Raw genomic sequence first — 24932 nt, 5'->3', positions numbered from 1 at the left:
CCCCCCATGGCGCGGCCGGTGGGGGACCAAGCGGCGCGGCGTTTAGCGCCGCTTGGTCTGACGCCGGGCGAACGGCTCGGCGTCCGCTTCGTCTTCCGAGAAGCCGAACTTGCGGAAGCCTTCCTTCATCTCGGGGCTCAGCGGCGCTTCGATATGCAGCATGCCGGCCGACGGGTGCGGCAGCAGGATCGAGCGGGCGTGCAGTTGCAGCTTCAGCCCCTCCGACAGGGGCGCGGACTTTTCGTCGCCGTACTTGGGATCGCCCAGGATGGGGTGCCCCATGGCCTTCATGTGGGCGCGCAGCTGGTGGGTGCGGCCGGTGTGCGGACGCAGCGCCATCCAGGTCACGCGCGGGCCGGCGCGGCTGATGGTGACGAATTCGGTCTCGGCCGGCTGGGCGTCCGCATCCTTGGGCTGGGCGGGCACCACCAATTCGCGATCCCCTACTCCGCGCTTGGCCAGGTGCAGCTCCATCACGCCCTCGGTCGGGTGCGGATTGCCGGCGACGATGGCCCAATAGGTCTTCTGAGCCTTGCGCTTGGCGAAGGCGCCCGACAGGCGCGCCGCGGCGCTGGGCGTCTTGCCCAGCAGCAGCACGCCGGAGGTGTCGCGGTCCAGGCGGTGGACTAGGCGCGGACGATCCACGCCCTCGCCCCAAGCGCTCAGCAGCTTGTCGATGTGCTTGGTGGTCTTGGTACCGCCCTGCACGGCCAGGCCCGCGGGCTTGTTGAGGGCCAGGACCTCCTCGTCCTCGTACAGCACCAGCGACTTGGCGTAGGCGACGTCCCGCGCCGACAGCTTGTTCTTGTCGGCCGGATCGGGCGCGTCGGGCAGCGGCGGCACCCGGATCTGGCTGCCGGCCGCCAGCTTCGTGTCGGCCTTGGCTCGCGAGCCATCGACCCGAACCTGGCCCGAGCGGAAAAGCTTGTTGAGTTGGATGTGGTTTAGGTGCGGCCAACGCCGCTTGAACCAGCGATCCAGGCGCACCCCGTCCTCGCCGGCGTCGACGTAAAGGGTGCGGACTTCCTTGGTGGTGCTCATGCGAAGATCCTGCGGGCGATCAGAAGGCCCGCGAACAGGGCCGCAACGGACAGAAGCACGCTGGCGGCGGAATAAGAAAAGGCCTGCAGATAGGCGCGCTTCTGGATCATCAGCGCCGTCTCCAGGGAGAAGGACGAAAAGGTGGTGAAGCCGCCCATGACGCCAACGCCGAGCAGCACCCGCCACGGCTCGCTCGAAGCGGCCCCGCGATGCGCCAGCCAAGACGCCAGGCAACCCATCAGAAAACCGCCCACGACGTTGACGGTGAAGGTTCCATACGGCCAACCCGAACCGAAGGCCCGTAAAGCGCCCACCCCCACAAGATAACGCGCGACCGAGCCAACGGCCCCGCCGGCGGCCACGAGAAGCAGTTTGTTCATGAAAGTCTTATGCTCCGGGCCGGCCGTAACGCCAAGCTCTCAAGAAAGTTCCCTTGATTTTAGGCGATTTCTTTCAAGGTAAACAACTCTGGAAACCCTATTTGATCACCACTCGTTAAACGCGCGGACGGCAATTTGTCGCGGTAGTTGTAAAGCGCAGAGCCATGTCCCGCCCACCCCATTCCTCAGACGCGACCGAACGCGTGGCCCTTCCCGGGCCGGTGCTTCAGCGCCTCGCCGGGACGGATCTGGTCGCTCGCGGCTCGGTCAACGTCATCAGCGTCAAAACCATCCGCATGTGGGCGGGCGATTGGTGGGCTCAAAAGCGCTCCGACGTCTGGACCTATGTCGAGCGCAAGCTGGCCGAGCATCTGGACCGCAACGATCTGCGCGCTCGCATCTCGGAAAGCGAATTCCTGATCGCCACGAACCACGAGCATGGCCTGGCCGCGCAAGCGACCAGCGTCCGCATCCTCGAGGACGTGCTGACCCATCTGCTCGGCGCGGCTGATCCGGCCGACCTCGGCATCCGCTCGGTGATCGGCGTCGAGGGCGGCCAGGCCGTCTGCAAGCGCATCGATCCGACGGTGATCCTGGCGGCCCGGGCGCGTCGCGACTCGGAACGCTCGCCCGTTCGTATCGCCGTCGACCCCGCTGACGAAGCCCGCCGCACCCCAGTGGCCTTCACCACCGCCGCCGGCGCGGCGTTGCGCGTGGACTTCACGCTAGAGCACGTGGTCAACCTTCGCCGCAACATCACCACGGCGGTCCGCATCGAGCCGATGGTCACCCATCTGGCCAGCGGTCGCCAAGCCTCGGCGCGGGCCCTAACCAAGCTGTCCGACCGCGACATCGCCTTCATCGACGAGTCGACCCTGAAGTACGCGGCGGTCTTCGCCCGCTCGGCCCAGGGGCGCGCACACGCCCGAACTGATCCTGCCCGCCTCGTTCCGCACGCTGGGCACCCAGCGCGGTCGCGACCTCCTCACCGGAACGGCCGGCCTGTCGCTGGGCCTTCTGCGTGGCGGCGTGATGATCGAGCTGGTTGACGTGACGCGCGGAACGCCCGCGGGTCGACTGCTGGAAGTGGTCGGCTTGCTGCGGGCTCTAACCCGCGGCGTCATCGCCCGCGTGCCCCCGGACCGTGAAGCCCTGCGCGTGCTGCGCGACGCGCGTCTGGCCGGCTTGGCGCTCGACGCCTCGGACCTGACCGGCGAAGCCGCCAAGATCGCCATGGACATCATGGCTTTCGGACGCGACGCCCGCGGCCTTGCGGCCACCACGATCCTGCAAGGGCTACCCGCCGAGGGCTTCTTCGCGGCGGCCGAGACCGCCGGCCTCAGCCACGCTTCGCTGCGCGCCACCTATCCCCTAGGCAAGCAGGCGGCGGCCTAAGGCCTAAACTCGTCCGCGCCCGTAGCCGACCGTCTTGACGATCTCGCGGGCGTCATAGGCGTCGCGATCGCGCGGCGTCGGCCCTTTGCCGAACACCACTTCGATCGATTGCGCGACCGATGGTCCTGGTCCGAGGTCAAAGCTGGTTCCCAGCCCCAGTCCAAAACTCGTGCGGCGTCCGAAGCTGGCCGATCCGCCGCCGACCGACATCCTGGGACCTCGGTCGTAGCCGGAAGCCGAGGTCGAACGATCGGCGATCCTGAACCAGTCGTAGCCGTCGCGTAACGCCAGTTCGGCCGCGCGCAGCAAGGCGTAGTCGGCCACCTTGGCCTGGGGCGCGCCGGGCCCGCCCTGGAAGGTGACGCGATAGCGACCAGCCTCGAGGCGGTATTCGGAGTAGCCGACATCGTTGGGCGCGCCGGCCTGGGCGCGATAGACGGTGGGCGTGCTGGCGCAAGCCGTCAGCATCAGGCCCGACAGGACGGCGGCGATCAGGGGTTTGGCGATCTTCATGGGGTTGCCTCTTCAGACCTGATCAACGGCGTCCGACGCCGGCTGTTCCGGAATCGGCAGGTCCAAGGCCTTCAACATGGCGACGAAATCGGACGGAAGCGGGGCCATGACCTTGCGCTCGCCGCCTAGCGGATGCGGGAAGGTCAGCTTGGCGGCGTGCAGCATCAGGCGCGGCACGGCGACGCCGCCCAGCATCAACGCCCCGCCGTAGCGACTGTCGCCCGCCAGCGGTCGGCCGATCGAGGCCATGTGGACGCGCAATTGATGCATGCGGCCGGTGTCGGGCGACAGCTCGACCAGGGCCGCCGTGGCGTTGGCCGCCAGGGTGCGATAGCGGCTGCGCGCGGTCTCGGCCTCGGGATGATCGGGGGCGCAGACGCGCATATAGGCCTCGCGGCCGATCGACTCCCGCCGCAGCGGACTGTCGATCATGCCGCCCTTGGGCTCCGGCGCGCCCGGCGCGACGATGGCCAGGTAGCTCTTGCGGAACCGCTTGGCCATCATGGCCTCGCCCAGAAAGGCCGCGCCCGGCTTGGTCTTGGCCGTCAGGATCACGCCCGAGGTGTCGCGGTCCAGCCGGTGGATCAGGCGGGGACGCGCCTTGCCCGGCTTGGCGAACGCCCAAAGCAGATCATCCAGCGTATGGGCTTTGATCCGGCCGCCCTGGCTGGACAGACCCGCGGGCTTGTCCAGAACGATGATCGCCTCGTCCTCATAAAGCACCCAGGACTGAGCCGTCGCGATCTCGTCCGGCGTCAGGGTGATCGGACACTCGACGGCCTTGGGCTTGGCGACACCAGGAGGACGGCGGAATTTCGGACTGCTCATTTGCCGTCCTTACGCACCTTGCCCCAGGCTTCCAAGCGCTCACGCACCTTGGCCTCGGCGCCGACCGGTTTAGGCTCATAGAAGCGCCTGCGCTCCATGCCGTCCGGAAAGTAGTTCTGGCCGGACACGCCGCCCTCGACGTCGTGGTCGTAGGCGTAGCCGTCGCCATAGCCGAGCGACTTCATCAGCTTGGTCGGGGCGTTGAGGATATGCGAGGGCGGCGTCAGACTGCCGGTCTCCTTGGCGGCGCGGCGCGCGGCCTTGTAGGCCACGTAGACGGCGTTGGACTTGGGCGCGCTGGCCATATGAACCACGGCCTGGGCCAGGGCGAGCTCGCCTTCCGGGCTCCCCAGGAAGTCGTAGGCGTCCTTGGCCGCCGTGGTCAGCAGCAGGGACAGAGGGTCGGCCGCGCCGATGTCCTCCGACGCCATCCGCACCAGGCGGCGGGCGATGAACAGCGGGTCCTCGCCGCCTTCCAGCATCCGCGCCAGCCAGTACAGCGCCGCGTCCGGGTCGCTGCCGCGCACCGACTTATGCAGGGCCGAGATGAGGTTGTAGTGCTCCTCACGGTCCTTGTCGTAGGCCGGGCGACGCTTCTGCAGAAACTGGCCAAGCTGGGTCGGATTCAGCGGACTGTCGGTCCCGATCGAGAACAGCGTCTCGGCCAAGGTCAGAAGGTAGCGGCCATCGCCGTCAGCCATGGCCACCAATGACGAACGCGCCTCGGCGTCGACCGGCAGCAGCCGGTTCTCGGCGGCCTCGGCGCGCTGGAGAAGCTGCTCCAGCGAGTCCTCGGTCAGCCGCTTGAGCACGAAGACCTGGCAGCGCGACAACAGAGCGCCGTTCAGTTCGAACGAGGGGTTCTCGGTTGTCGCCCCAACCAGGGTGACGATCCCCTCCTCCACGAACGGCAGAAAGCCGTCCTGCTGGGCGCGGTTGAAGCGGTGGATCTCGTCGACGAAAAGCAAGGTGCTCTGCCCTGCCATCCGGCGCGCCCGCGCCTGCTCGAAGGCCTTCTTGAGATCGGCGACGCCGGAGAACACCGCCGAGATTTGCTGGAACTCGTAGCCGCCAGCCTTGGCCAGCAAGCGGGCGATCGTGGTCTTGCCCGTGCCCGGCGGCCCCCACAGGATCATCGAGGCCAAGCGATGGGCCGCGGCCATGCGGCCAATCGGGCCCTCGGGACCCAGCAGATGCTGCTGGCCCACCACCTCATCGAGGCTCTGAGGTCGCAACCGGTCGGCCAACGGCGCCGGCGCGTGAGGCGTCAGGCCGGCGGCCTGGAAGAGATCGGACATGAGTCCTTATCTAGCAGGCCGCCGGAGCCAAGTCGCGTCAGGTCACCAAGCGGGCGGCGATCCGCTGCCCCTGACGCTCGATCGTCACGGTCCAGGCCCGCCCCTGAGCGGCGACGGCCGCATTCAGGTCCGCGACGCTGTTGATCGGCCGGCCATTGATCTCGCGAACGAAGTCGCCAGGACGCAGGCCCGCGTTGAGGGCGTAGCCCTGGCCGACGCGAGTGATCAGTACGCCCCGGCCGGCGAACGGATCGACGCCCAGGTCCTGAGCCGCCGCCGGCGAAAGATTGACCACGGTGGCGCCGTCGAACGGGTTGCGGCCCTTGATGACGCGCTCGTCGCGGGCGGGCGTATCGGGGGCGGCTTCCGCGCGGACGGTCAGGGTCTGGTCGCGCTCGTTGCGGCGAATTTGCATTGTCACGCGGTCGCCGACCTTATGCGTTCCGATGGCGAAGGCCCCGCCGCCCTCGTCGTTCACCGCCTGGCCATCGATGGACAGGATGACGTCGCCTTCCTTCAGGCCGGCGCGGTCGGCGGAAGATCCCGGATACACTTGCGCCACCAGCACGCCGCGCGGGGCGCTCATGCCCAGGCTGCGAGCGATCTCGGCGGTCACGGACTGGCCCTTCACGCCCAGCCAGGGACGCACAACGCTGTGCCCGCCGCCGAGCGCGGCGTTGACCACCTGCTTGACCACGGCGGCCGGGATGGCGAAGCCCACCCCGCTGGACGAGCCCGAACGCGAAATGATGAAGGTGTTGATGCCGACAAGGTCGCCATCCATGTCGACCAGCGGACCGCCGGAGTTGCCGGGATTGATGGCCGCGTCGGTCTGGATGTAGCTGCCGAAATCCGCCGCGCCGACATCGGTGCGCGCCAAGGCCGAGACGATGCCGTTGGTCACCGTCTGGCCAACGCCGAACGGATTGCCCAGAGCCAGCACCAGGTCGCCGACCTCCAGCTGCTCCTGATCGTCGATCGCCATGACCGGCAGGCGCTCGCCCTTGGTGTCGATCTTAAGCACGGCGAGGTCGGCGCGCGGATCGTCCAGCAGGACGGTGGCCGGGAACTCACGACGGTCGGCGAGCTGCACGGTGATGTCGCCGTTCCCCTCGACGATGCCCTCGATGTTGTGGTGGTTGGTGATGATCACCCCGTCGGCGCGGACAACCGCGCCCGAGCCCAGCGAGCCTTGCACCTGCTCGCGCGGCGCGCCGCCGCCCATGAAGAAATCCCAGAACGGATCAACGCGCTGGCGGACCACGCGGCGGCTGGCGACGTTGACGACGGCTGGCGCCGCCTTCTTCACGACGGGCGAGAACGACGCCTTCATCGAAGCCGGATCGCTGGGCGCTCGGCGGGTCGGCTGGGCCAGGTCGGGAATGGACTGGGCGTTCGACTGCCCGGTCGGATTCGAGCAGGCGGTCAGCAGGACGACGACAGGCAGCAGGGCGCGAAGGTTGCGCATGGTCTTCAAGAATAGCTCCTCACGGTTCCTCGCGAACTCACCGGAGGTTTCTGGCGAGTCTAAGGCGGCGAAAGGTCAAGGTTTCGGCGTTGGGTTAAGCCCTCATGCGCTCTGAGGTTCCAGGGTGGGCGCCGGCCGCGCCTTGGCCCAGGCCAGCAGGGTGGCCAGCAGCATCAAACTCGCGGCGATCAGCACCGGCAGGCCGGGCATGTGCAGGGTCGCGTCATGACGCACAGCGAAGGCGAACGGCAGCAGGAACAGCGACGGGCCGATGATCGAGGCCACGCCCATCAGGGCGGAGTTAGCGCCCTGAAGCTGCCCTTGTTCATTCGGCGCCACACGGCGGGTCATCAAACCTTGCAGCCCGGGCATGATCAGCCCCGACAGCGCAAATAGCGGCAGGCCGCACAGATAAAGCACGCCCGTCGGCGCCAGGGCGTAGACCATGAAGCCGGCGAAGCCCGAAAACAGGCCGATCAGCAGTGCGCCGCGCTCGCCCAGGGCCTTGACCACCCGCCCGACGACCAAGGCTTGAACAATGATGCTGGAGATCCCGCTGGCCATCATGGTCAGGCCGATCACCTGCGGGCTCCAGCCATAGCGGAAGCCCATATAGAGCACGAAGACGCTGGGCAGCACGTTGTGCGCCAGCTGGAACAGGAACCCGACTCCGGCCAGGCCCAGCAGGCCCGGGCGGCTGTTCAGCAAGCGCAGCGATCCCACCGGATTCGCCTTCTTCCAGTCAAAGCGCGTCTGGCGACGCTCGGGCGGCAGAGACTCAGGCAAGACGAAGAAGCCGTAAAGCCAGTTGCACAGCGCCAGGGCCGCGCAGACCAGGAACGGTGCGCGATGATCAAACGTCCACAGCCAGCCGCCCAACGCCGGACCCAAGGTGAAGCCGATGCCAAAGGCCGCGCCCATCAGGCCAAAGCCCTTGGCGCGGGTCTCGGGCGTGGTGACATCGGCGACATAGGCGCTGGCGGTCGAGAAGCTGGCCGCCGTCATGCCGTTGAAGATCCGTCCGACGAACAGCCACCACAGGCTGGGCGCGAAGGCCATGAACAGGAAGTCGACGCCCAGCCCGAAGATCGAGGTCAGGATCACCGGCCGCCGGCCGAACCGGTCCGACAGCAGGCCCAGAACCGGCGAGCAGAAGAACTGCATCACGCCCCAGGTGGTGGCGAACAGCACGTTCCAGTCCGCCGCCGCGGCCGTGTCGCCGCCGCCGAACGCCTTCACCAGATTGGGCAGGACGGGGATCATCACCCCCAGGGACAGAACGTCCAGGATCGCGGTGACGAAGATGAAGCCCAACGCCGCCTGGCGCCGACCTCCCGTGATCTGACCTTTGGTGTTGGATGTACTCATGCCTCGCCCTCCCCGGCGGCTCCTAGTTGGCGGCTGCCGGCGCGCATCGCAAGGGCGGACAGCAGCCCGCGCCACCATTCACCGTGCCTGTGCAGGAACACCGCATTGGGAAAGCCATGGCGCGCGACGCTTTCGGCGTGAACGGCGTCCCAGCCGCGGTGCTCGACGGTGACGCGGGTCCCGGTGTCCACAGCTTCGAAGCGCACCTCGACTTCGGTCTCGACGCCCGGCGCGAAGCTGGCCTGACGCCAGCCGAAGACGAGGCGCTCTCCACGGTTCCAGACCCGCACCGTCCCGACCTCGAACACCTTGCCCGACGCCAGCCGCTCGACGAGCCGCCCCGCCTCGAAGGCCATCACCCCAGGCGAGCGGGGCGTGAACGAAAACAGCGGGTTGGGCCGCCACCACAGGGCGATGTCGTCGACGAACGCGTCAAACACCGCTTCGGGCGAAGCGTCGATCCGTAAGGCGACGAGTATCTTGGAGCTCACCGGGTCTTGGCCTCGACATGGGCTTTCAGCGCCGTGAGCTGGTCGGCCCAATGGTCCTCGGCCGCATCCAGCCAGGCCTTCAGCTGCGCCATGGGTTCGGGTCGCAGGCGATAGACCCTGACGCGGGCGTCGAACTCAGGATGACTCTCCTCGACGAGACCCGACTGGCGCAGCGCACGCAGATGACGGCTCATGGCCGGCGGCGACAGCCCCAGGCTTTCGGCCAGCTCGCCCGCACGGCGAGGCTTCTCTCGCAGCAGGTCGACCGCCCGTCGGCGATGCGGGTCGGCCAGGGCCGCCAGCGTGCGATCCAGCGCCTCGCTCACACGTTCGCCCCGAGCAGTTTCTTCGGCGCGACATTGCGCCAGGCGTCCAGCAGCGCGCCCCGCGCCGTGGCTTCGTCGCAAGCGGCAAGGCGCAGCCTTGTCGCCCCGCCCCTCCCCCAGCCCCCTGGGACCGGCGTAAAGATCTCTGGCTCCGCGGCCACGCGCATCTCCTGCTGGTCGGGCGTCAGCTTGACCATCGCCCAGGCCCCGTCGGGATTGCCCAAGGTCGCGAAGATCTTTCCGCAGCGGAAGTCGACAGTGCCCATGTGCGCGCCCTCGACCGCCTGGGGCAGCGCCAGCGCGAGCCGGCGGAAGTCGTCGGGGGTGATCATGCCGATGGCGTGGTGATCTTGTGGCCGCTGCGCGCCTCCATCTCGGCGATCGACACCGCCTCCACCGGCGCGGAGACGGTCCAGATATGGCCTTCGAGATCGTAGCAGCGGTAGGTGCGGTCGCCGTAAAACTGATCCTCGGGCTCGGCGAAGATCTCCGCCCCGGCCGCGCGCGCCCGCGCGCAGTGGGCGTCGACATCGGCGCCGAGCTGGATGTGCACGGTCTGGGTGGTCTTGCCGCCGACCATGCCCGGGCTGGCGATCCGCTCGTGCCAGGGCGAGCCGATCATGATCGTGGACTCGCCATACGTCATTTCGCAGTGGGCCAGCCGCCCCTCGTCGTCCTCGACCAACAGGGCGACTTCGAATCCGAACGCCTTCTCCAGCCACGCCACGGCGGCCTTGGGATCGTCATAGGCGAGAGCGGAGATGAGCCCGGGACGAGGCATCGCAATGCTCCTTTCGATAAGGAGCAATATTTAACGCATATCGAAATTAATTCGACAAGAGCTTGATGAAACGCGCGTCCGGGAAAGGGCCGGACGCGCGCCAATCGCCCAGTCCGTCAGGCTGGCTCGAGCGTCTTGTTCTGCGCGCTGAGCTGTTTGACGTATTCGTCCTCGCTGGTGAACGGGATCTCCTTCACGTCGATCAGGAGCCGCTGGTTCGAGCCGACGATCAGGATCTTCGGCAGGTACATGCCATTGAACGTGCCCTGGACGGTGTAGGGGGTCGCGCCCTTGCCCAGCGGGCCCGTCCAGCCCATGACGTCGATCGCCATGCCGCCGACGAAGTCCGGATCGCGCACCAGCTTGATGCCAGTGGTGAAGTTCGGCGCATTGCCCTTCACGGTGACGGAAAAGAACCCCGGCGTCCGCAGACCGGTCCACACGTAGGTGGCTTCAGCGGTGTCGAAAGGTTCGGGACCATAGAAACCCATAGCGTTCTCCCTAAGCTGGTTGAACCGCTCCCCGGGGCGAGGAGCGCGGGCGTCGCCGACGGTCAGTGGCGCCTGGCCCCTTAATACACCCAGAACTTGCCGATTACATGCCTTGGTTGCATTTATTGACCACAATCTCGTAAAACGAGAACCGACGACCGCCGCTACTTCAAGGCGCGCTCGAAGGTCTTCAGCGAGCCGTCGCCCGCCTCGGGTTTCACGCCGGTGATCTTGGCCAACAGCGGATAGACGTCGACATTGTCGAACACCGGCAGCACCACGCCCGGCTTGAACGAGGGCCCATGGGCCACGAAGACGGCGCGCATTCTGGGATCGTAGGGATCGAAGCCATGAGCGCCGCCATCCTTGCCGTCCCACTTGCCTGGCTTAGCCTTGGCGGCGCGCGTCGTGGTGTACCACCCTGTCTCCGACAGGCAGACGATCGCGGGCACGCGCGGGTTCTTGCCATAATGGAAGCGCGCCGGGATCTTGCCCTTCTTCCAGCAGGTCATGTGCGGGAGAGGCCTGGCGAGGAAGACCTTATCGACCGCCCTCTCCTGCCCCTTCTCTGGCGAAAAGCTGGTCACCGCGCCCCGGGTCACCAGGCGAATTTTCGAGAGGTCGATCAGGTCGTCCAGCACAATGCGGTTGGCGGCGGGCAGCGGAGCCATGCCGTGGTCGGCGACGATGACGATGTCGGTGGCGCCGAACCGCCCGCGCGACTTCAGTCCTTCCACCAGCCGTCCTATGGCCCGATCGACCTCGACCAACGCCGCGCGCAGTTCCGGCGAGTCCGGACCGTAGTGGTGGCCCTCGGTGTCGACGATATCGAAATAGAGCGTGGTGAAGGCCAGCGGCGGACCGTCGCCGGCGTCCGCCCAGGCCAACACCTGGTCGACGCGGGCGTCGTGCGGAAACTTGGCGTCGTACTTGACCCAATGGGTCGGGCGCGCCCCGTCGATCTCGACCTCGGAGCCCGGCCAGAACATGGCGGCCGCAGGCTTGCCCTGCTGGACGGCCGAGATCCAGAACGGCTTGGCCTGGTTCCACCAGCGCGGATCGCTGGCCGTCGGCGCGTTCATCGTGAACTTCGGGCCGCCGATGACGGCGTCCTCCATCTCGTTGCCCACCACGCCGTTGCGGTCGGGCCGCTTGCCGGTCACCAGCGTGTAGTGGTTCGGATAGGTCAGGGTCGGAAACGACGGCCGCATCGCCCCGCGAGCGCCGTCGTCGGCCAAGGCCTTGATCGCCGGCGTGACGCCGCGATCGAGATATTCAGCGCGAAAGCCGTCCAGCGAGACCAGGATCGTCAGATGCGGGGCGGTCTCACGGGCTTGTGCGCCTCCGGCCAGCATCACGCTGGCGATCAGAACGAGGGACAGCAGGCGGCGGAAGACCATTGAGGCGAGCTCGAGCAGAAACGCGGATTTCACGCCTGATCAGTCATTCATGTTGCCGCCGTATGACGACCTGCGTTCGCGCAGCCCATGACGGGGACTTAACTTGGCGATCCAACGGCGGCTGGCCATAGTCACCGCCGTCGAGCCGAGTCGTTCGGCGTCCGGGATTCGCCGCATGTCGATCGCCCTCGAGGCCGACCGCCTCACCAAGACCTATGGGGCGGTGCGCGCCCTCGACGAGTTCTCCATCGCCATACCCGCCGGCGGCGTGTTCGGGATCCTTGGTCCCAACGGCGCGGGCAAGAGCACCCTCTTCCGCATAGCGCTTGGCTTGGTGCGTCCTAGCAGCGGCGTAGCGAGACTGTTCGGCGCGGCGCCCGGCGACATCACGGCTCTGCGCAAGGTCGGAGCGATGATCGAGACGCCGCGCTATCCGCCCTATCTGACCGCGCGCGACACCCTGACCATGCTGGCGCTGGAAAGCGGCAGGAAGGACGCCGACATCGGCGGCTGGCTGGAGCGGGTCAGCCTGACCCACGCCGCCGATCGCGCCACCAGCGGCTTCTCGGTCGGCATGAAGCAGCGCCTGGGCCTGGCGGCGGCCTTCCTGACCAAGCCTGAACTGGTGATCCTGGACGAACCGACCAGCGGCATGGACCCGGCCGGAATCCAGGAGATCCGCGCCCTCATCGTAGACCTCGCCAAGCGTGAGGGCGTCACGGTCATCCTGGCCAGCCACCAGCTGGATGAGGTCAAGCGCGTCTGCGACCGCGTCGCCATCCTCTCGCGCGGCAAGGTCGTGGCCGAGGGCGGCGTGGCCGAGCTGACCGCCGGCGAAGCCCGCCTGCGCCTGACCCTGACCTCTCCCCTCGCCCCGGCCCTGGCGGTCTTGGGCGATCGCGGCGAAGCCGACGGCGCCGACGCCGTGCTGGCCGACATTCCGCGGGCCGAGGCGCCCGCCGTCATCCGCGCCCTGGTCGAAGCCGGCGCCGAGATCGTCGAGGCCCGCTGGCGCGAGGTCGATCTCGAAGGGGTCTATCTGAAATCGCTTGGCCAGACGCCCACGGCCGCCACCTCGGAAGGAGCCGCCTGATGCTCGCCGACGCCATCGCCGCCGAACGCTTCCGCCTACTGCGCGACCGCTCGACCCTGTTCTGGGGCTTCTGCTTCGCCCCTTTGGTCGGCTTCCTGCTCAGCTTGGGAGGAGACCTCGTTCTGCGCTTCGTGATCAAGAAGCCGATGCCGGGCCTGGCGGTCGGTCTGGTCGACCAAGTGATCAAGACTCTGTCGAACGGCGCCTCGACGTTCGGCGCGCTGTTCCTGATGATCGGCGCGGCGGCGGTGCTGGCTGGGGACTACCGCTGGGAAACCTGGCGACTGCTGACCCCGCGCAACACACGCCAGAACCTGCTGCTGGCCAAGCTGGTCGTCGTCGGCGAGGCGGTGTTCTGGAGCTTGCTGCTGTCTGCCGTGCTGTCGGCGCTCGCGGCGGTGATCGGCTCGGCCATCAATGGCAAGGCGCTGGCGATCTCCCTGCTTGATCGCAATCCCTTCGATATCGTGGGCGTGCTGGCCATCACCTGGCTGGAGGCCATGACCCTGGCCGCGCTGGCGGCCTGCGTCGGGGTGCTGTCGCGTTCGACCATGGGCGTGGTGATCGCCTGCCTGGGCGTCCGCTTCGTCCAGACGATCCTGGCCGGCGCTCTTCGCGCGCTAGAACAAGGCCCGCCCAGCTGGAAACTACTATCCATGCCGGTGTTCGACGCCGACCTTCTGCGCGCGGCGCTATTGGCGCCGGACCAACTGGGAGACGCCGGCGGCTCGGCGGGCGCGGCGCTGGCGGTCTTGGCCGTCTGGACTGCGGGTCTGACGGCGGCCGCGGTGTGGCTGTTCCGGCGTCAGGACCTGACGAAGGAGTAAGGGCAAGACATAGAAGCAAGCCATGCTGGCCGCCGAACCCTATCACGCCGGCGACGCCGAAATTTAGGTCCGCCGTCCAAGCGTGGATGGCCGTTACAAGGCATCCCCTCGACGAGCGCGCCACGCTCTTGAAAGAAGGCCCGAGCGAGGTGCGCCAGAACGTGGCCATCCGTGATCGTGGCTCCAGGCGCCGCCGTGGTCGACAGCCCAGCGCTGCATGCTTCTTCGAAAGGCTAAAGGCTTTCGCGTCGATTTTCGTCAGGGCCGCGTCGGCTCCAAAGGCCGCACCGGCGCTAAAAGCGTTCGCGCGTCATAGGCTCGCGCCAAATCCCCTGGCTTTACGCCCTTGTGGAATACGATCACGGCCGCCGCGATCACCAGGTCGGTTGCCTTGACCCGGGCGCGGTTCGCAAAAGTGGGTTCGCCCTGAAACGGATCCCAATCCCGCCATCCTCCCCCCCAGCGCGGTCCGGTGTCACGCCAAGACTTAGGGAGGAAGCCCTCGCCACCGCCCCACATAAACCCCGGCTGCATGTACGGGCTGGGGCTGGCGACCAATTCAGACTGAACGCGCACGCCTTGCTCCGTGGCCTCGAACCAGTCGTAGCCCTCTCGCACGGCCAGTTCGGCGGCGCGCTTCAACAGCTCTCGCTGAACGGTCTCCGGCGCCTCCTGGCGCTGCCCGACGAGCATGACGCGATAGCGATCAGCATCGAGCCTGACCTCGGAGAAAGCTCCGGGCTGGTTCTGGGCGGCTGGCGGGGGCGACGAAGGGGTAGCGCAGGCGGTCAGGACCGCGGCGACGGCAATCACCGCCAGGACGGTCTTGCCGCGCTCCTTGCCCGAAGAGCGCTTGGCGGATGTTTCGATCAGATAGGCCATCACCGGGATACCTCCTGCATCCGAACCTAGAGGTCAATGCGTGAAGGCCCCAGCCCTCGCGCTCTGGGCCTCGAGGAGCAAGGTCTCGCGACTATTCCCCGCAGACCCGCGGGAGCTCGTCGCCACGAAAAAGGCCCCGGATCGCTCCGGGGCCTTCTCGTCTCAGCCTAGGCTGAAAATCTTAGTCTTCGGCTTCGTTCGTGTAGACCGGACCCGAGTCCTTGCCCTTCTCCGAGACGTCGCGGTCGACGAACTCGATGACGGCCAGCGGGGCGTTGTCGCCGTAGCGGAAGCCGGCCTTCAGGACGCGGATGTAGCCGCCCTGACGGTCCTTGTAGCGCGGGCCGAGGACCGCGAAGAGCTTGCCGACTTGCTCGACGTCGCGGACCGAGCTGATGGCCTGACGACGCGCGTGCAGGTCGCCGCGCTTGGCCAGGGTGACCAGCTTTTCGACGATCGGACGCAGTTCCTTGGCCTTCGGCAGGGTGGTGACGATCTGCTCGTGCTTGATCAGCGAGGCCGACATGTTGGCGAACATGGCGGTGCGGTGAGCCGAGGTGCGGCCCAGTTTGCGGTGGGCGTAGCCGTGACGCATTTTCTTCTCTCCTGGGCATGAAGCCCGAGCGGCGCGAAACTCGTAAGCGCCTGATGATCACCAATCCTGGTCTTTCCCGACCGGGTCAGAGCGAAGCGCCGGGGCCCTCCACCGCGGTTGCGGCTTCAAAAGGCCCAGGCCGCCTTCCCTTCCGAAGAGAGGAGAAGCGGCCCGGATTAAGCGCGGATGGCTTCGAGGTTCTTAGATTTGGTCTTCGAACTTCTTGGCCAGGTCTTCGATGTTCTCCGGCGGCCAGTTCGGCACGTCCATGCCGAGGTGCAGACCCATGCCGGCGAGCACTTCCTTGATCTCGTTCAGCGACTTGCGGCCGAAGTTCGGGGTGCGGAGCATCTCGGCTTCGGTCTTCTGGATCAGGTCGCCGATGTAGACGATGTTGTCGTTCTTCAAGCAGTTGGCCGAACGGACCGACAGTTCCAGCTCGTCCACCTTCTTCAGCAGGGCCGGGTTGAACGGCAGTTCCGGCTTGGACTCGTCGGCCGACTTGGCCTTCGGCTCCTCGAAGGTGATGAAGATCTGCAGTTGGTCCTGCAGGATCCGGGCGGCGTAGGCCACGGCGTCCACCGGAGTGACGGCGCCGTTGGTTTCCACTTCCAGGATCAGCTTGTCGTAGTCCAGCGACTGGCCCTGACGGGTCGGCTCGACGCGGTACGCGACGCGCTTGACCGGCGAGTACAGAGCGTCGACGGCGATGAGGCCGATCGGCGCGTCTTCCGGACGGTTGCGGTCGGCCGGGACATAGCCCTTGCCGGTGTTGACCGTGAACTCCATGCGCACCGAAGCGCCGTCGTCCAGCGTGCAGAGCACGTGGTCGGGGTTCAGGATTTCGATGTCAGCCGGGGTTTCGATCTGGCCGGCGGTGACCGGTCCGGGGCCCGTGGCGCGCAGGGTCATGCGCTTCGGACCTTCGGCGTGCATGCGCACGGCCAGTTGCTTGATATTCAGAACGATGTCGACGACGTCTTCACGGACGCCTTCGAGCGAGGAGAATTCGTGCACCACGCCATCGATCTGGATGGCGGTGACGGCTGCGCCTTGCAGCGACGAGAGAAGAACGCGACGCAGGGCGTTGCCGAGCGTCACACCGAAACCGCGCTCGAGCGGTTCAGCGACGATGCGAGCCTTGCGGCTGGCGTCGGCCCCGGTTTCGATCTGCGGCTTCTCAGGACGGATCAGCTCGTTCCAGTTTCTTTCGATCACGTGGTCGGTCCCTTGAACGCGGCTCGCCGGCCGCGTTTTGCGCAGCCGGCGAAGGAAGATTGTGGTCTAAAAAGTACTAGACGCGACGACGCTTGGGCGGACGGCAGCCGTTGTGCGGGATCGGCGTGACGTCGCGGATGGTCGTGATGGTCATGCCCGCGGCTTGCAGAGCGCGCAGGGCCGACTCACGGCCGGAACCCGGGCCCGAAACGTTGACTTCCAGGGTCTTCACGCCGTGTTCCGCAGCCTTCTTGCCCGCGTCTTCGGCGGCCATCTGAGCGGCGTACGGGGTCGACTTGCGCGAGCCCTTGAAGCCCATCATGCCGGCCGAGGACCACGAGATCGTGTTGCCCTGGGCGTCGGTGATGGTGATCATAGTGTTGTTGAACGAGGCGTTCACGTGCGCCACGCCCGAGGTGATGTTCTTACGTTCGCGGCGTTTAACGCGACCCGGTTCCTTGGCCATCGGTCAGGCTACCTTACTTCTTCTTGCCGGCGATCGGCTTGGCCGGACCCTTGCGGGTACGAGCGTTCGTGTGAGTGCGCTGACCGCGGACCGGCAGGCCCTTACGGTGACGCAGGCCGCGATAGCAGGCCAGGTCCATCAGGCGCTTGATGTTCATCGAGTTCTCGCGACGCAGGTCGCCCTCGACGGTGTAGTCACGGTCGATCGTCTCGCGGATGGCGAGGACTTCGGCGTCGGTCAGTTGATTGACGCGACGCGCATCCTCGATGCCCACCTTCGTGATGATTTCACGAGCGGACTTTTGGCCGATGCCGTGAATGTACTGAAGCGCGATCAAAACGCGCTTGTTCGTCGGGATGTTGACGCCTGCGATACGGGCCACGTCTAATGTTCTCCTAGTCACGCACTAAAGACGCGAACGGCGCGCCCGGCTCGATCCAGAAGACCAAGACCGGCGCGCACGGATCGCGCCCTTTCGCGGAAGCGCCCCGTTATAGGGATCGTTTCGCTTCCGTCAACAACTGAATCCACCGGACGTCCAGTGAATTCGGGGTTTCTCAAGCCTCTCCCGAGAGAGCGGCGTCGATGGACGTGGCCACGGCTTCGACCGAACCCATCCCGTCCAGTTCCTTCAGCTTCCCCTGCCCTTGGTAATACGGCAGAAGCGGCGCGGTCTGGGCGTTGTAGGCGGCCAGGCGAGTCACGAAGACTTCCGGATTGTCGTCGGGCCGTCCCTGTTCTTCGAACCGTTTCTTGATCCGTTCGATCAGGGCTGGCTCGTCTACCTTGAGTCGGAGAACGACGTCGATCTTCTGGCCACGGCTGGCCAGGATTTTATCCAGCGCCTCGGCCTGGGCGACCGTGCGCGGGAAACCGTCGAAGATCGCGCCACCGGCCGCTTCGGCCTCGGGCAGGCGCTCCTCGATCAGAGCGATGACGATCTCGTCGGTGACCAGTTCGCCGCGATCCAGCACGCCCTTGACGCGCTGGCCCAGCTCCGACCCCGAGGCGATGGCGGCCCGCAGCATATCGCCGGTCGAGAGCTGGACCATGCCACGCTCGCTGACCAGGCGCTTGGCCTGAGTGCCCTTCCCCGCCGCCGGCGGACCGAACAGGATCAAGTTCATGAAAGCCCCTTCGCGCGTCACCGAGTCTGCGCCCGGCTATCTCCCGGAGCAGACCTAGAGCCCCGGCAATAAAAACGGAAGCCGGTTTTGTGACAAACCGGCTTCCGACGCTTGTAATTAAATTGAAGCCGGACCTAGCGGTTGCGACCGCCCCGCAACTTCGACTTCTTGATAAGCCCCTCGTACTGGTGGGCCAGCAAGTGCGACTGGATCTGGGCCACGGTGTCCATGGTCACCGTAACGACGATCAGGATCGAGGTGCCGCCCAGAGCGAACTGGTTCGACTTGATCGCCATCATCGCCAGCTCCGGCGCCACGCAGACGGCCGTGATGTAGGCCGCGCCGATGACGGTCAGGCGGGTCAGCACGTAGTCCAGGTACTCGGCGGTGCGCTTGCCCGGACGGATGCCCGGCAGGAAGCCGCCGTACTTGCGCAGGTTCTCGGCCGTCTCCTCGGGGTTGAACACGACCGAGGTGTAGAAGAACGAGAAGAAGATGATCAGCAGGGCGTAGAAGATCAGGAACGCCGGGTGACCGTGCTGCAGCGCGCCCACCACGCCGGGCAGCCACGAGGCCCACGCCGGCAGGTTGGTGGTCTGCACGAACTGCATGGCCGTGGTCGGCAGCAGAAGCAGGCTCGAGGCGAAGATCGGCGGGATCACGCCCGCGGTGTTGATCTTCAGCGGCATGAACGAGCTTTCGCCGCCGATCATGCGGTTGCCCTGCTGGCGCTTGGGATAGTGGACCAGCAGGCGGCGCTGCGAGCGCTCCATGAAGACGATGGCCAGGATGGCGGCCACGCAGCCGATCACGATCAGGAACAGCGGGGTATAGTTGCCCGAGGTCTGACCCTGGACCAGCATCTGGCCCAGCACGATCGGCAGACGGGCGACGATGCCCGCGAAGATGATCAAGCTGACGCCGTTACCCACGCCGCGGCTGGTGATCTGCTCGCCCAGCCACATCAGGAACAGCGTGCCGCCCGTCAGGGCCACGACGGTGGAGGCGACGAAGAAGACCGTGCCGACGCCTTGCACCACGACGCCCGGCTGGGCCGCCAGGCCCATGGCGATCGAGGCCGACTGCACGACGGCCAGAACGACGGCCAGATAGCGGGTGTATTGGTTCAGCGTCTTGCGGCCCGCCTCCCCGCCTTCCTTCTTCAGCTTTTCCCACGGCGGATAAACCGAGCCCATCAGCTGCACGATGATCGAGGCGCTGATGTAGGGCATCACGTTCAACGAGAAGATCGCCATCCGCTCGACGGCGCCGCCCGAGAACATGTTGAACATGCCCAGGATGCCTTCGGAGTTGTTGTTGAACAACCGGGCGAAGGCGTTGACGTCGATGCCGGGGATCGGAACGTAGGAGCCCAGGCGATAGACGATCAGGGCGATGATCGTGAACCAGATACGCTTGTGAAGTTCGCTCGCCTTTTGGAACGACGCGAAATTCATATTGGCTGCGAGTTGTTCGGCGGCCGAGGCCATACAGATCCCCACGACTCAGGAGCGCGATAGCCGAAAGCAGATACCGCTTCGGCGGCGACCGCGCTCTGAAATTAGGTTTCCCGGACCAGGCTGGCCCGAGGAGAGCGCCACAAATAGGTGAGGCTCGCCGCGATGTCACGGCGAGCCTCGTAATTCTGTCATCCCGGTCGAAACGGTGTCCCGGAGCGCGGAGCGCTCAGCGGGATGACATCAGCCTTTTTAGGCTTCGGCTTGCGCCTTGGCCTTCTTGGTCACGGTGACCGAACCACCCGCGGCCTCGACGGCCTTGATGGCGGCTTCGGTGGCCGAGTAGACGGTCAGCTTCAGCGCGGTCTTGATCTCGCCCTTGCCCAGCAGCTTCACGCCGTCCAGTTCGCGACGGATCACGCCGGCGGCGACCAGTTCGGCAGCGCCCAGTTCGGCGCCCTTCTTGAACTTGCCAGCGGCCACGGCCTGTTCCAGGCGCCACAGGTTCACTTCAGCGAACTCCAGGCGGAAGGGGTTGTTGAAGCCGCGCTTCGGCATGCGCATGTGCAGCGGCATTTGACCGCCTTCGAAGCCGTTGATGGCGACGCCCGAGCGCGCCTTCTGGCCCTTCACACCGCGACCGGCGGTCTTGCCCTTGCCCGAACCCGGGCCGCGGCCAACGCGCATGCGGTTCTTGGTCGAGCCTTCTTGCGGGGCGAGTTCGTTCAGCTTGGTCATATGTGCCTCTCCTTGGAGATCTGCGCCCAGCCAGCGGCTGGACTCGGCTTTTGAAAACAGAGCGCGCTTAAAACCCTAAAACGACCGAAAAATCAAATAGGGATTTCAAACGAAAACCACCCCGGCTTTCACCGGGGTGGCGTATTTCGCGTCTTGTAGAGGACTACTCGACGATTTCCAGCAGGTGCTGGACCTTGCGGATCATGCCGCGGACCGACGGGGTGTCTTCCAGCGTGGACACGCGGCCCAGCTTGTTCAGACCCAGACCGGCGAGCGTGGCGCGCTGGTCCTTTTCACGACGGATCGGGCTGCCGGTTTGGCGCACCGTGACTTGCTTAGCTTCAGCCATGACTTAGCCCTCGATGGCTTCCGGCGCCGAGGCGCCGTCGGCGCGGCGGCCGAGGATGTCACCAACCTTCTTGCCGCGCTTGGCGGCGATCTGGCGGGGCGACGACTGCACCTTCAGGGCTTCGAACGTAGCGCGCACCATGTTGTACGGGTTCGAGGAACCCGTCGACTTGGCCACGACGTCCTGGACGCCCAGGGTTTCGAGAACCGCGCGCATCGGGCCGCCGGCGATGACGCCGGTGCCGGGAGGCGCCGCGCGCATCATCACCTTGCCAGCGCCCCAACGGCCAGCGCCGTCGTGGTGCAGGGTGCGGGATTCGCGCAGCGGAACGCGGATCATCGTCTTCTTGGCTTCTTCGGTCGCCTTGCGGATGGCTTCCGGCACTTCACGCGCCTTGCCATGACCGAAGCCGACGCGGCCCTTTTGGTCGCCAACGACCATCAGAGCAGCGAAGCTGAAGCGACGACCACCCTTCACGGTGGCGGCGACGCGGTTGATGTGGACGAGCTTTTCGACGATGTCGCTGTCGACCCGCTCTTCGGGGGCGTTGCGGTCGCGACGGTCCCGGCGTTGACCGCCTTCACCGCGCTGTTGTTCACCACGAGCCATTTTCGTTCCCTTAGAAGTTCAGGCCGGCTTCGCGCGCGGCGTCAGCCAGGGCTTTCACCCGGCCGTGGAAGATGTAACCACCACGGTCGAAAACGACGTCCTTGACGCCCTTTTCGATGGCGCGCTCGGCGACGAGCTTGCCCACAGCGGCAGCGGCATCCTTGTCCGCGCCCTTGCCTTCGGCTTCCAGAGTGGAAGCCGACGCCAGGGTCACGCCGCGTTCATCATCGATGACCTGGGCGTAGATGTTCTTCGACGAACGGAAGACCGACAGACGCGGACGACCGTTGGCGAGGCTCTTGAGGCGGGTGCGAACGCGCTGAGCGCGCTTGGCCGCCGATTCACGAGGAGAGAGCGCCATGGCTTACTTCTTCTTGCCTTCCTTGCGGCGAACGGTTTCGCCAGCATAACGCACGCCCTTGCCCTTGTAGGGCTCAGGCGGACGAATGCGGCGGATCTTCGCGGCAATCTCGCCGACCGCCTGCTTGTCGATGCCGGCGATCTTGATTTCGGTTTGCTTCGGAGTGGCGAACGTGATGCCGGCCGGGGCCGCAACGTCCACATCGTGGCTGAAACCGAGTTGGAGGCTCAGGGCGGTGCCCTTCATGGCCGCGCGGTAACCGACGCCGACGAGTTCGAGGTTTTCCTCGAAGCCGGTGGTCACACCTTGCACCATGTTGGCGACCAGCGTGCGGGACAGGCCCCACATGCCCTTGGCGCGCTTCGTGTCGACGCGAGGCGTCAGCGAGAGCTCATTGCCCTCTTGCTTCAGCTCGATCTCGTCGGCGATCGTCCACGAGAGTTGACCCTTGGGGCCCTTCACCGTGACCGTCTGACCCGAGAGCGTCAGGGTGACGCCCGAGGGGATTGCGACGGCTTTCTTACCGATACGTGACATGCTCTTTCCCTCCCGCGCCTAGTAGACGCGGCAGAGGACTTCGCCACCGACGTTAGCGTCGCGTGCGGCGGTGTCCGACATGACGCCCTTCGGCGTCGAAAGGATCGAGATGCCCAGGCCGTTCTTGATCGGCTTCAGGTCCTTGATCGACGAATAGACGCGACGGCCAGGCTTGGACACGCGGCTGATCTCGGCGATCACGGGCTCACCGTCAAAGTACTTGAGCTCGATCTCGAATTCGGGGAACGCACCGGGCTTCTCGACCAGCGAGTAGCCGCGGATGTAGCCTTCGTCGGCCAGCACGTCGAGGACGCGAGCGCGCAGCTTGGAAGCCGGCGTCGACACCTTCGAGCGCTTGCGCGTGGCGGCGTTCTTGATGCGAGCGATCATATCGCTCAGGGGATCGTTCATCGACATCTGATCGTCCTCACCAGCTCGACTTGACGAGGCCGGGGATCTGCCCCTGCGAACCCAGTTCGCGGAGCGCGATACGGCTCATCTTCAGCTTGCGGTAATAGGCGCGCGGGCGGCCGGTGACTTCGCAGCGATTGCGGATGCGGATCGCGGCGCTGTTACGCGGCAGCTTGGCGAGCTTGAGGCGAGCTTCGAAGCGCTCCTCGAGCGGCAGGCTTTCGTCATTGGCGATCGCCTTCAGCGCGGCGCGCTTTTCGGCGAACTTCTTGACGAGAGCCCGGACGGCTTCGTTGCGGTTGACGGCGCTTTTCTTGGCCATGGTTTCTTTCCCTTCCCGCTCTCTTAGTTCACGAACGGGAACTGGAATTCCTTCAGGAGAGCCTTGGCCTCCTGGTCGGACTTCGCAGTGGTGCAGACGATGATGTCCATGCCCCAGATCTGTTCGATCTGGTCATAGTTGATTTCCGGGAACACCAGGTGCTCCTTCAGGCCCATGGCGTAGTTGCCACGGCCGTCGAAGCTCTTGCCGTTCAGGCCGCGGAAGTCCTTCACGCGCGGCAGCGCGATCGTGACCAGGCGGTCGAGGAACTCGTACATCCGGTCCTTGCGGAGGGTGACCTTGGCGCCGACCACCATGCCTTCGCGCAGCTTGAAGCCGGCGATCGACTTGCGGGCGCGGGTCGCGACGGGCTTTTGGCCGGCGATCGCTTCCAGGTCCTTCAGGGCGGTCTGAGCCTTCTTGGAGTCGGCCACCGCTTCGCCGATGCCCATGTTCAGGACGATCTTGTCCAGCTTGGGGATCTGCATTTCGTTGGTGTAGCCGAACTGCTCCTTCATCGCGGCGCGGATGCGCTCGCGATAAACGGTCTTCAGCCGGGGCTCGTAAGCTTGATCAGCCATTGATCACCTCGCCGGTCGTCTTGGCGACGCGCACCTTCTTGTCGCCTTCGATCTTGAAGCCGACGCGGGTGGGCTTGCCCTTGGAATCCACGACGGCGACGTTCGAGACGTGCAGCGCGGCTTCCTTTTGCTTGATGCCGCCTTGCGGGTCGGCTTGGGTCGCCTTGGTGTGACGCGAAACCATGTTCACGCCTTCCACGACAACGCGGTTGTCCTTCGGCAGGACTTGCAGGACCGAGCCTTGCTTGCCCTTGTCCTTGCCGGCCAGAACGACGACGCGGTCGCCCTTCTTGATCTTAGCGGCCATTACAGCACCTCCGGAGCGAGGGAGATGATCTTCATGTGGTTCTTGGCGCGCAGTTCACGAGGAACCGGGCCGAAGATCCGCGTGCCGACCGGCTCGCTCTGCTTGTTCACGATCACCGCGGCGTTCTTATCGAAGCGGATGACCGAGCCATCCTTGCGCTTCAGATTTTGATTCACCCGAACGACGACGGCGCGAAGCACGTCACCCTTCTTCACGCGACCGCGCGGAATGGCTTCCTTCACGGAGACGACGATGACGTCGCCCACGCTGGCGTAGCGACGGCCTGCGCCGCCCAACACCTTGATGCACATGACCCGGCGAGCGCCAGAATTGTCAGCGACTTCCAGGTTAGTTTGCATCTGGATCATGGTCTAAACCTTCCAGATTAAGCCGAAGCCTTGGGAAGTGCTTCCCAGGTCTTCAGCTTGGACTTCGGAGCGCACTCGATGATGCGGATAGCTTCACCGGCCTTGTACGCGTTGGCTTCGTCGTGCGCGTGGTACTTTTTGGACTGACGCACGATCTTCTTCAGAACGGGGTGGACGATGGTCCGTTCGACCTTCACCACCACGGTCTTGTCGCCCTTATCGGAGACGACGACCCCTTCGAGGATACGCTTGGGCATATCGTTCTCCTTAAGCCGCGGCCTTGGCGCGCAGCACGGTCTTGATCCGCGCGATATCCTTGCGGATCTCGTTGACGCGGTGGGTCTTCTCGACCTGACCCGTGGCGGCCTGGAAGCGCAGGTTGAACTGCTCCTTCTTCAGGCTGATCAGCGTGTCGGCCAGCTGGTCGGGGGTCATGCCCCGGATGTCAGCGATTTTCATGAGCCTCAGGCCTCCTGAGCCACGCCCGCATCGATGCGGGTCACAACACGGGTGCGGATCGGCAGCTTGGCGGCGCCCAGGCGCAGAGCTTCACGCGCGATATCGTCCGGCACGCCGTCGATTTCGAACATGATGCGGCCCGGAGCCACGCGAGCGGCCCAGTAATCCACCGCGCCCTTACCCTTACCCATCCGGACTTCAGCGGGCTTGCCGGTGACCGGCACGTCCGGGAAGATACGGATCCAGACGCGGCCTTGACGCTTCATCTGGCGGGTGATGGCGCGACGAGCGGCTTCGATTTGGCGAGCCGTGATGCGCTCCGGCTCGACGGCCTTCAGGCCGTACGAACCGAAGTTCAGCAGGGTGCCGCCCTTCGAAGCGCCGTGGATGCGGCCCTTGAACTGCTTGCGGAATTTGGTCTTCTTCGGAGACAGCATGGCGATCT

At 65.8% G+C, this 24932-nt stretch carries 35 protein-coding genes and 1 pseudogene; 3 read left to right on the top strand and 33 right to left on the bottom strand.

All coding sequences use genetic code 11. From position 1 onward, the window contains the following. Nucleotides 1-42: 42 nt before the first annotated feature. Entirely contained in the window at nt 43-1041 is a 999-nt protein-coding gene (locus CSEG_RS07700) for an RluA family pseudouridine synthase (protein ID WP_013078681.1), read from the bottom strand. After that, nucleotides 1038-1421 (bottom strand): fluoride efflux transporter CrcB, encoded by a 384-nt coding sequence (crcB, locus tag CSEG_RS07695; protein ID WP_013078680.1) that lies wholly within the window; start codon nt 1419-1421, stop codon nt 1038-1040. The genes CSEG_RS07700 and crcB overlap by 4 nt, the downstream gene beginning before the upstream one ends. A 164-nt stretch (nt 1422-1585) precedes the next feature. Here crcB and CSEG_RS07690 point away from each other — a divergent pair. Further along, nucleotides 1586-2816, top strand: a pseudogene (locus CSEG_RS07690) (hypothetical protein). 3 nt (nt 2817-2819) lie between these two features. Here the strand turns inward: CSEG_RS07690 and CSEG_RS07685 are convergent. The 11 genes from CSEG_RS07685 to CSEG_RS07635 all read right to left on the bottom strand — a co-directional run bounded on the left by CSEG_RS07685 (nt 2820) and on the right by CSEG_RS07635 (nt 11780). Continuing rightward, complete coding sequence (locus CSEG_RS07685) at nt 2820-3329, bottom strand: CC0125/CC1285 family lipoprotein (protein ID WP_013078679.1); 510 nt, start codon at nt 3327-3329, stop codon at nt 2820-2822. A gap of 12 nt (nt 3330-3341) precedes the next feature. Next, nucleotides 3342-4157 (bottom strand): RluA family pseudouridine synthase, encoded by an 816-nt coding sequence (locus CSEG_RS07680; protein WP_013078678.1) that lies wholly within the window; start codon nt 4155-4157, stop codon nt 3342-3344. After that, the gene (locus tag CSEG_RS07675) at nt 4154-5455 is read right to left on the bottom strand and encodes a replication-associated recombination protein A (protein WP_013078677.1); all 1302 of its coding nucleotides are present in this window, start codon (nt 5453-5455) and stop codon (nt 4154-4156) included. The genes CSEG_RS07680 and CSEG_RS07675 overlap by 4 nt, the downstream gene beginning before the upstream one ends. A gap of 37 nt (nt 5456-5492) precedes the next feature. After that, a complete protein-coding gene (locus CSEG_RS07670; protein ID WP_013078676.1) occupies nt 5493-6932 on the bottom strand; it encodes a Do family serine endopeptidase in 1440 nt (479 codons plus the stop codon). 93 nt (nt 6933-7025) lie between these two features. Continuing rightward, nucleotides 7026-8291: a TCR/Tet family MFS transporter gene (locus tag CSEG_RS07665; RefSeq protein WP_013078675.1), complete on the bottom strand. Its 1266-nt coding sequence runs from the start codon at nt 8289-8291 to the stop codon at nt 7026-7028. Further along, nucleotides 8288-8782, bottom strand: a complete 495-nt coding sequence (locus CSEG_RS07660; protein ID WP_013078674.1) for an SRPBCC domain-containing protein — start codon at nt 8780-8782, stop codon at nt 8288-8290. The genes CSEG_RS07665 and CSEG_RS07660 overlap by 4 nt, the downstream gene beginning before the upstream one ends. Further along, nucleotides 8779-9108: an ArsR/SmtB family transcription factor gene (locus CSEG_RS07655; RefSeq protein ID WP_013078673.1), complete on the bottom strand. Its 330-nt coding sequence runs from the start codon at nt 9106-9108 to the stop codon at nt 8779-8781. The genes CSEG_RS07660 and CSEG_RS07655 overlap by 4 nt, the downstream gene beginning before the upstream one ends. Next, the gene (locus tag CSEG_RS07650; protein WP_013078672.1) at nt 9105-9440 is read right to left on the bottom strand and encodes an MmcQ/YjbR family DNA-binding protein; all 336 of its coding nucleotides are present in this window, start codon (nt 9438-9440) and stop codon (nt 9105-9107) included. Before CSEG_RS07650 ends, CSEG_RS07655 begins: the two co-directional genes overlap by 4 nt. Continuing rightward, the gene (locus CSEG_RS07645) at nt 9437-9889 is read right to left on the bottom strand and encodes a VOC family protein (protein ID WP_013078671.1); all 453 of its coding nucleotides are present in this window, start codon (nt 9887-9889) and stop codon (nt 9437-9439) included. Before CSEG_RS07645 ends, CSEG_RS07650 begins: the two co-directional genes overlap by 4 nt. 116 nt (nt 9890-10005) lie before the next feature. Further along, nucleotides 10006-10380: a hypothetical protein gene (locus CSEG_RS07640; RefSeq protein ID WP_013078670.1), complete on the bottom strand. Its 375-nt coding sequence runs from the start codon at nt 10378-10380 to the stop codon at nt 10006-10008. 164 nt (nt 10381-10544) lie between these two features. Then, the gene (locus tag CSEG_RS07635; protein ID WP_013078669.1) at nt 10545-11780 is read right to left on the bottom strand and encodes an alkaline phosphatase family protein; all 1236 of its coding nucleotides are present in this window, start codon (nt 11778-11780) and stop codon (nt 10545-10547) included. A 175-nt stretch (nt 11781-11955) separates the two neighbouring features. Between CSEG_RS07635 and CSEG_RS07630 the strand changes: the two genes are divergently transcribed. Together CSEG_RS07630 and CSEG_RS07625 are read left to right on the top strand one after the other, a co-directional pair. Next, entirely contained in the window at nt 11956-12873 is a 918-nt protein-coding gene (locus CSEG_RS07630) for an ABC transporter ATP-binding protein (protein WP_013078668.1), read from the top strand. Continuing rightward, nucleotides 12873-13700 (top strand): hypothetical protein, encoded by an 828-nt coding sequence (locus tag CSEG_RS07625; protein WP_013078667.1) that lies wholly within the window; start codon nt 12873-12875, stop codon nt 13698-13700. Before CSEG_RS07630 ends, CSEG_RS07625 begins: the two co-directional genes overlap by 1 nt. A 258-nt stretch (nt 13701-13958) precedes the next feature. Here CSEG_RS07625 and CSEG_RS07620 read toward each other — a convergent pair whose 3' ends face one another. From CSEG_RS07620 to rplP, 20 genes are all read right to left on the bottom strand, one after another. Continuing rightward, nucleotides 13959-14582, bottom strand: a complete 624-nt coding sequence (locus CSEG_RS07620; RefSeq protein ID WP_013078666.1) for a CC0125/CC1285 family lipoprotein — start codon at nt 14580-14582, stop codon at nt 13959-13961. Nucleotides 14583-14763: 181 nt separating this feature from the next. After that, the gene (gene rplQ / locus CSEG_RS07615; protein WP_013078665.1) at nt 14764-15177 is read right to left on the bottom strand and encodes a 50S ribosomal protein L17; all 414 of its coding nucleotides are present in this window, start codon (nt 15175-15177) and stop codon (nt 14764-14766) included. A 201-nt stretch (nt 15178-15378) separates the two neighbouring features. Then, the gene (locus CSEG_RS07610) at nt 15379-16395 is read right to left on the bottom strand and encodes a DNA-directed RNA polymerase subunit alpha (protein WP_013078664.1); all 1017 of its coding nucleotides are present in this window, start codon (nt 16393-16395) and stop codon (nt 15379-15381) included. A 76-nt stretch (nt 16396-16471) separates the two neighbouring features. After that, a complete protein-coding gene (rpsK, locus tag CSEG_RS07605) occupies nt 16472-16861 on the bottom strand; it encodes a 30S ribosomal protein S11 (protein WP_013078663.1) in 390 nt (129 codons plus the stop codon). Nucleotides 16862-16874: 13 nt separating this feature from the next. Further along, complete coding sequence (gene rpsM / locus CSEG_RS07600) at nt 16875-17243, bottom strand: 30S ribosomal protein S13 (RefSeq protein ID WP_004616895.1); 369 nt, start codon at nt 17241-17243, stop codon at nt 16875-16877. 175 nt (nt 17244-17418) lie between these two features. Then, nucleotides 17419-17988 (bottom strand): adenylate kinase, encoded by a 570-nt coding sequence (locus CSEG_RS07595; RefSeq protein ID WP_013078662.1) that lies wholly within the window; start codon nt 17986-17988, stop codon nt 17419-17421. A 134-nt stretch (nt 17989-18122) separates the two neighbouring features. Beyond that, nucleotides 18123-19478, bottom strand: coding sequence for a preprotein translocase subunit SecY (secY, locus tag CSEG_RS07590; protein ID WP_013078661.1), 1356 nt, complete (start codon nt 19476-19478; stop codon nt 18123-18125). 219 nt (nt 19479-19697) lie between these two features. Beyond that, complete coding sequence (gene rplO / locus CSEG_RS07585; protein ID WP_013078660.1) at nt 19698-20183, bottom strand: 50S ribosomal protein L15; 486 nt, start codon at nt 20181-20183, stop codon at nt 19698-19700. 163 nt (nt 20184-20346) lie between these two features. Further along, nucleotides 20347-20532: a 50S ribosomal protein L30 gene (gene rpmD, locus CSEG_RS07580; protein ID WP_013078659.1), complete on the bottom strand. Its 186-nt coding sequence runs from the start codon at nt 20530-20532 to the stop codon at nt 20347-20349. A 3-nt stretch (nt 20533-20535) separates the two neighbouring features. Then, nucleotides 20536-21141 (bottom strand): 30S ribosomal protein S5, encoded by a 606-nt coding sequence (gene rpsE / locus CSEG_RS07575; protein ID WP_010919144.1) that lies wholly within the window; start codon nt 21139-21141, stop codon nt 20536-20538. Nucleotides 21142-21151: 10 nt separating this feature from the next. Then, entirely contained in the window at nt 21152-21502 is a 351-nt protein-coding gene (gene rplR / locus CSEG_RS07570; protein WP_013078658.1) for a 50S ribosomal protein L18, read from the bottom strand. A 3-nt stretch (nt 21503-21505) separates the two neighbouring features. Beyond that, nucleotides 21506-22039, bottom strand: a complete 534-nt coding sequence (gene rplF, locus CSEG_RS07565) for a 50S ribosomal protein L6 (protein WP_013078657.1) — start codon at nt 22037-22039, stop codon at nt 21506-21508. Nucleotides 22040-22057: 18 nt separating this feature from the next. After that, nucleotides 22058-22456, bottom strand: coding sequence for a 30S ribosomal protein S8 (gene rpsH / locus CSEG_RS07560; protein WP_013078656.1), 399 nt, complete (start codon nt 22454-22456; stop codon nt 22058-22060). Between the two features lie 10 nt (nt 22457-22466). After that, a complete protein-coding gene (rpsN, locus tag CSEG_RS07555; RefSeq protein ID WP_013078655.1) occupies nt 22467-22772 on the bottom strand; it encodes a 30S ribosomal protein S14 in 306 nt (101 codons plus the stop codon). Between the two features lie 23 nt (nt 22773-22795). Next, on the bottom strand, nt 22796-23353 hold the full coding sequence (gene rplE, locus CSEG_RS07550) for a 50S ribosomal protein L5 (protein WP_013078654.1): 558 nt from the start codon (nt 23351-23353) through the stop codon (nt 22796-22798). After that, complete coding sequence (rplX, locus tag CSEG_RS07545; RefSeq protein WP_013078653.1) at nt 23346-23660, bottom strand: 50S ribosomal protein L24; 315 nt, start codon at nt 23658-23660, stop codon at nt 23346-23348. The genes rplE and rplX overlap by 8 nt, the downstream gene beginning before the upstream one ends. Next, nucleotides 23660-24028: a 50S ribosomal protein L14 gene (gene rplN / locus CSEG_RS07540; protein WP_010919137.1), complete on the bottom strand. Its 369-nt coding sequence runs from the start codon at nt 24026-24028 to the stop codon at nt 23660-23662. Before rplN ends, rplX begins: the two co-directional genes overlap by 1 nt. 17 nt (nt 24029-24045) lie before the next feature. Then, nucleotides 24046-24285, bottom strand: a complete 240-nt coding sequence (gene rpsQ / locus CSEG_RS07535) for a 30S ribosomal protein S17 (RefSeq protein WP_013078652.1) — start codon at nt 24283-24285, stop codon at nt 24046-24048. A 10-nt stretch (nt 24286-24295) separates the two neighbouring features. Continuing rightward, complete coding sequence (gene rpmC / locus CSEG_RS07530; RefSeq protein WP_004616922.1) at nt 24296-24487, bottom strand: 50S ribosomal protein L29; 192 nt, start codon at nt 24485-24487, stop codon at nt 24296-24298. A gap of 5 nt (nt 24488-24492) precedes the next feature. Beyond that, on the bottom strand, nt 24493-24924 hold the full coding sequence (gene rplP / locus CSEG_RS07525) for a 50S ribosomal protein L16 (protein WP_013078651.1): 432 nt from the start codon (nt 24922-24924) through the stop codon (nt 24493-24495). Nucleotides 24925-24932 lie beyond the last annotated feature (8 nt).

Source organism: Caulobacter segnis ATCC 21756, from assembly GCF_000092285.1.
In the GTDB taxonomy this organism is placed as follows: Bacteria; Pseudomonadota; Alphaproteobacteria; order Caulobacterales; family Caulobacteraceae; genus Caulobacter; species Caulobacter segnis.
This window is presented reverse-complemented; position numbering and strand designations above follow the sequence as displayed.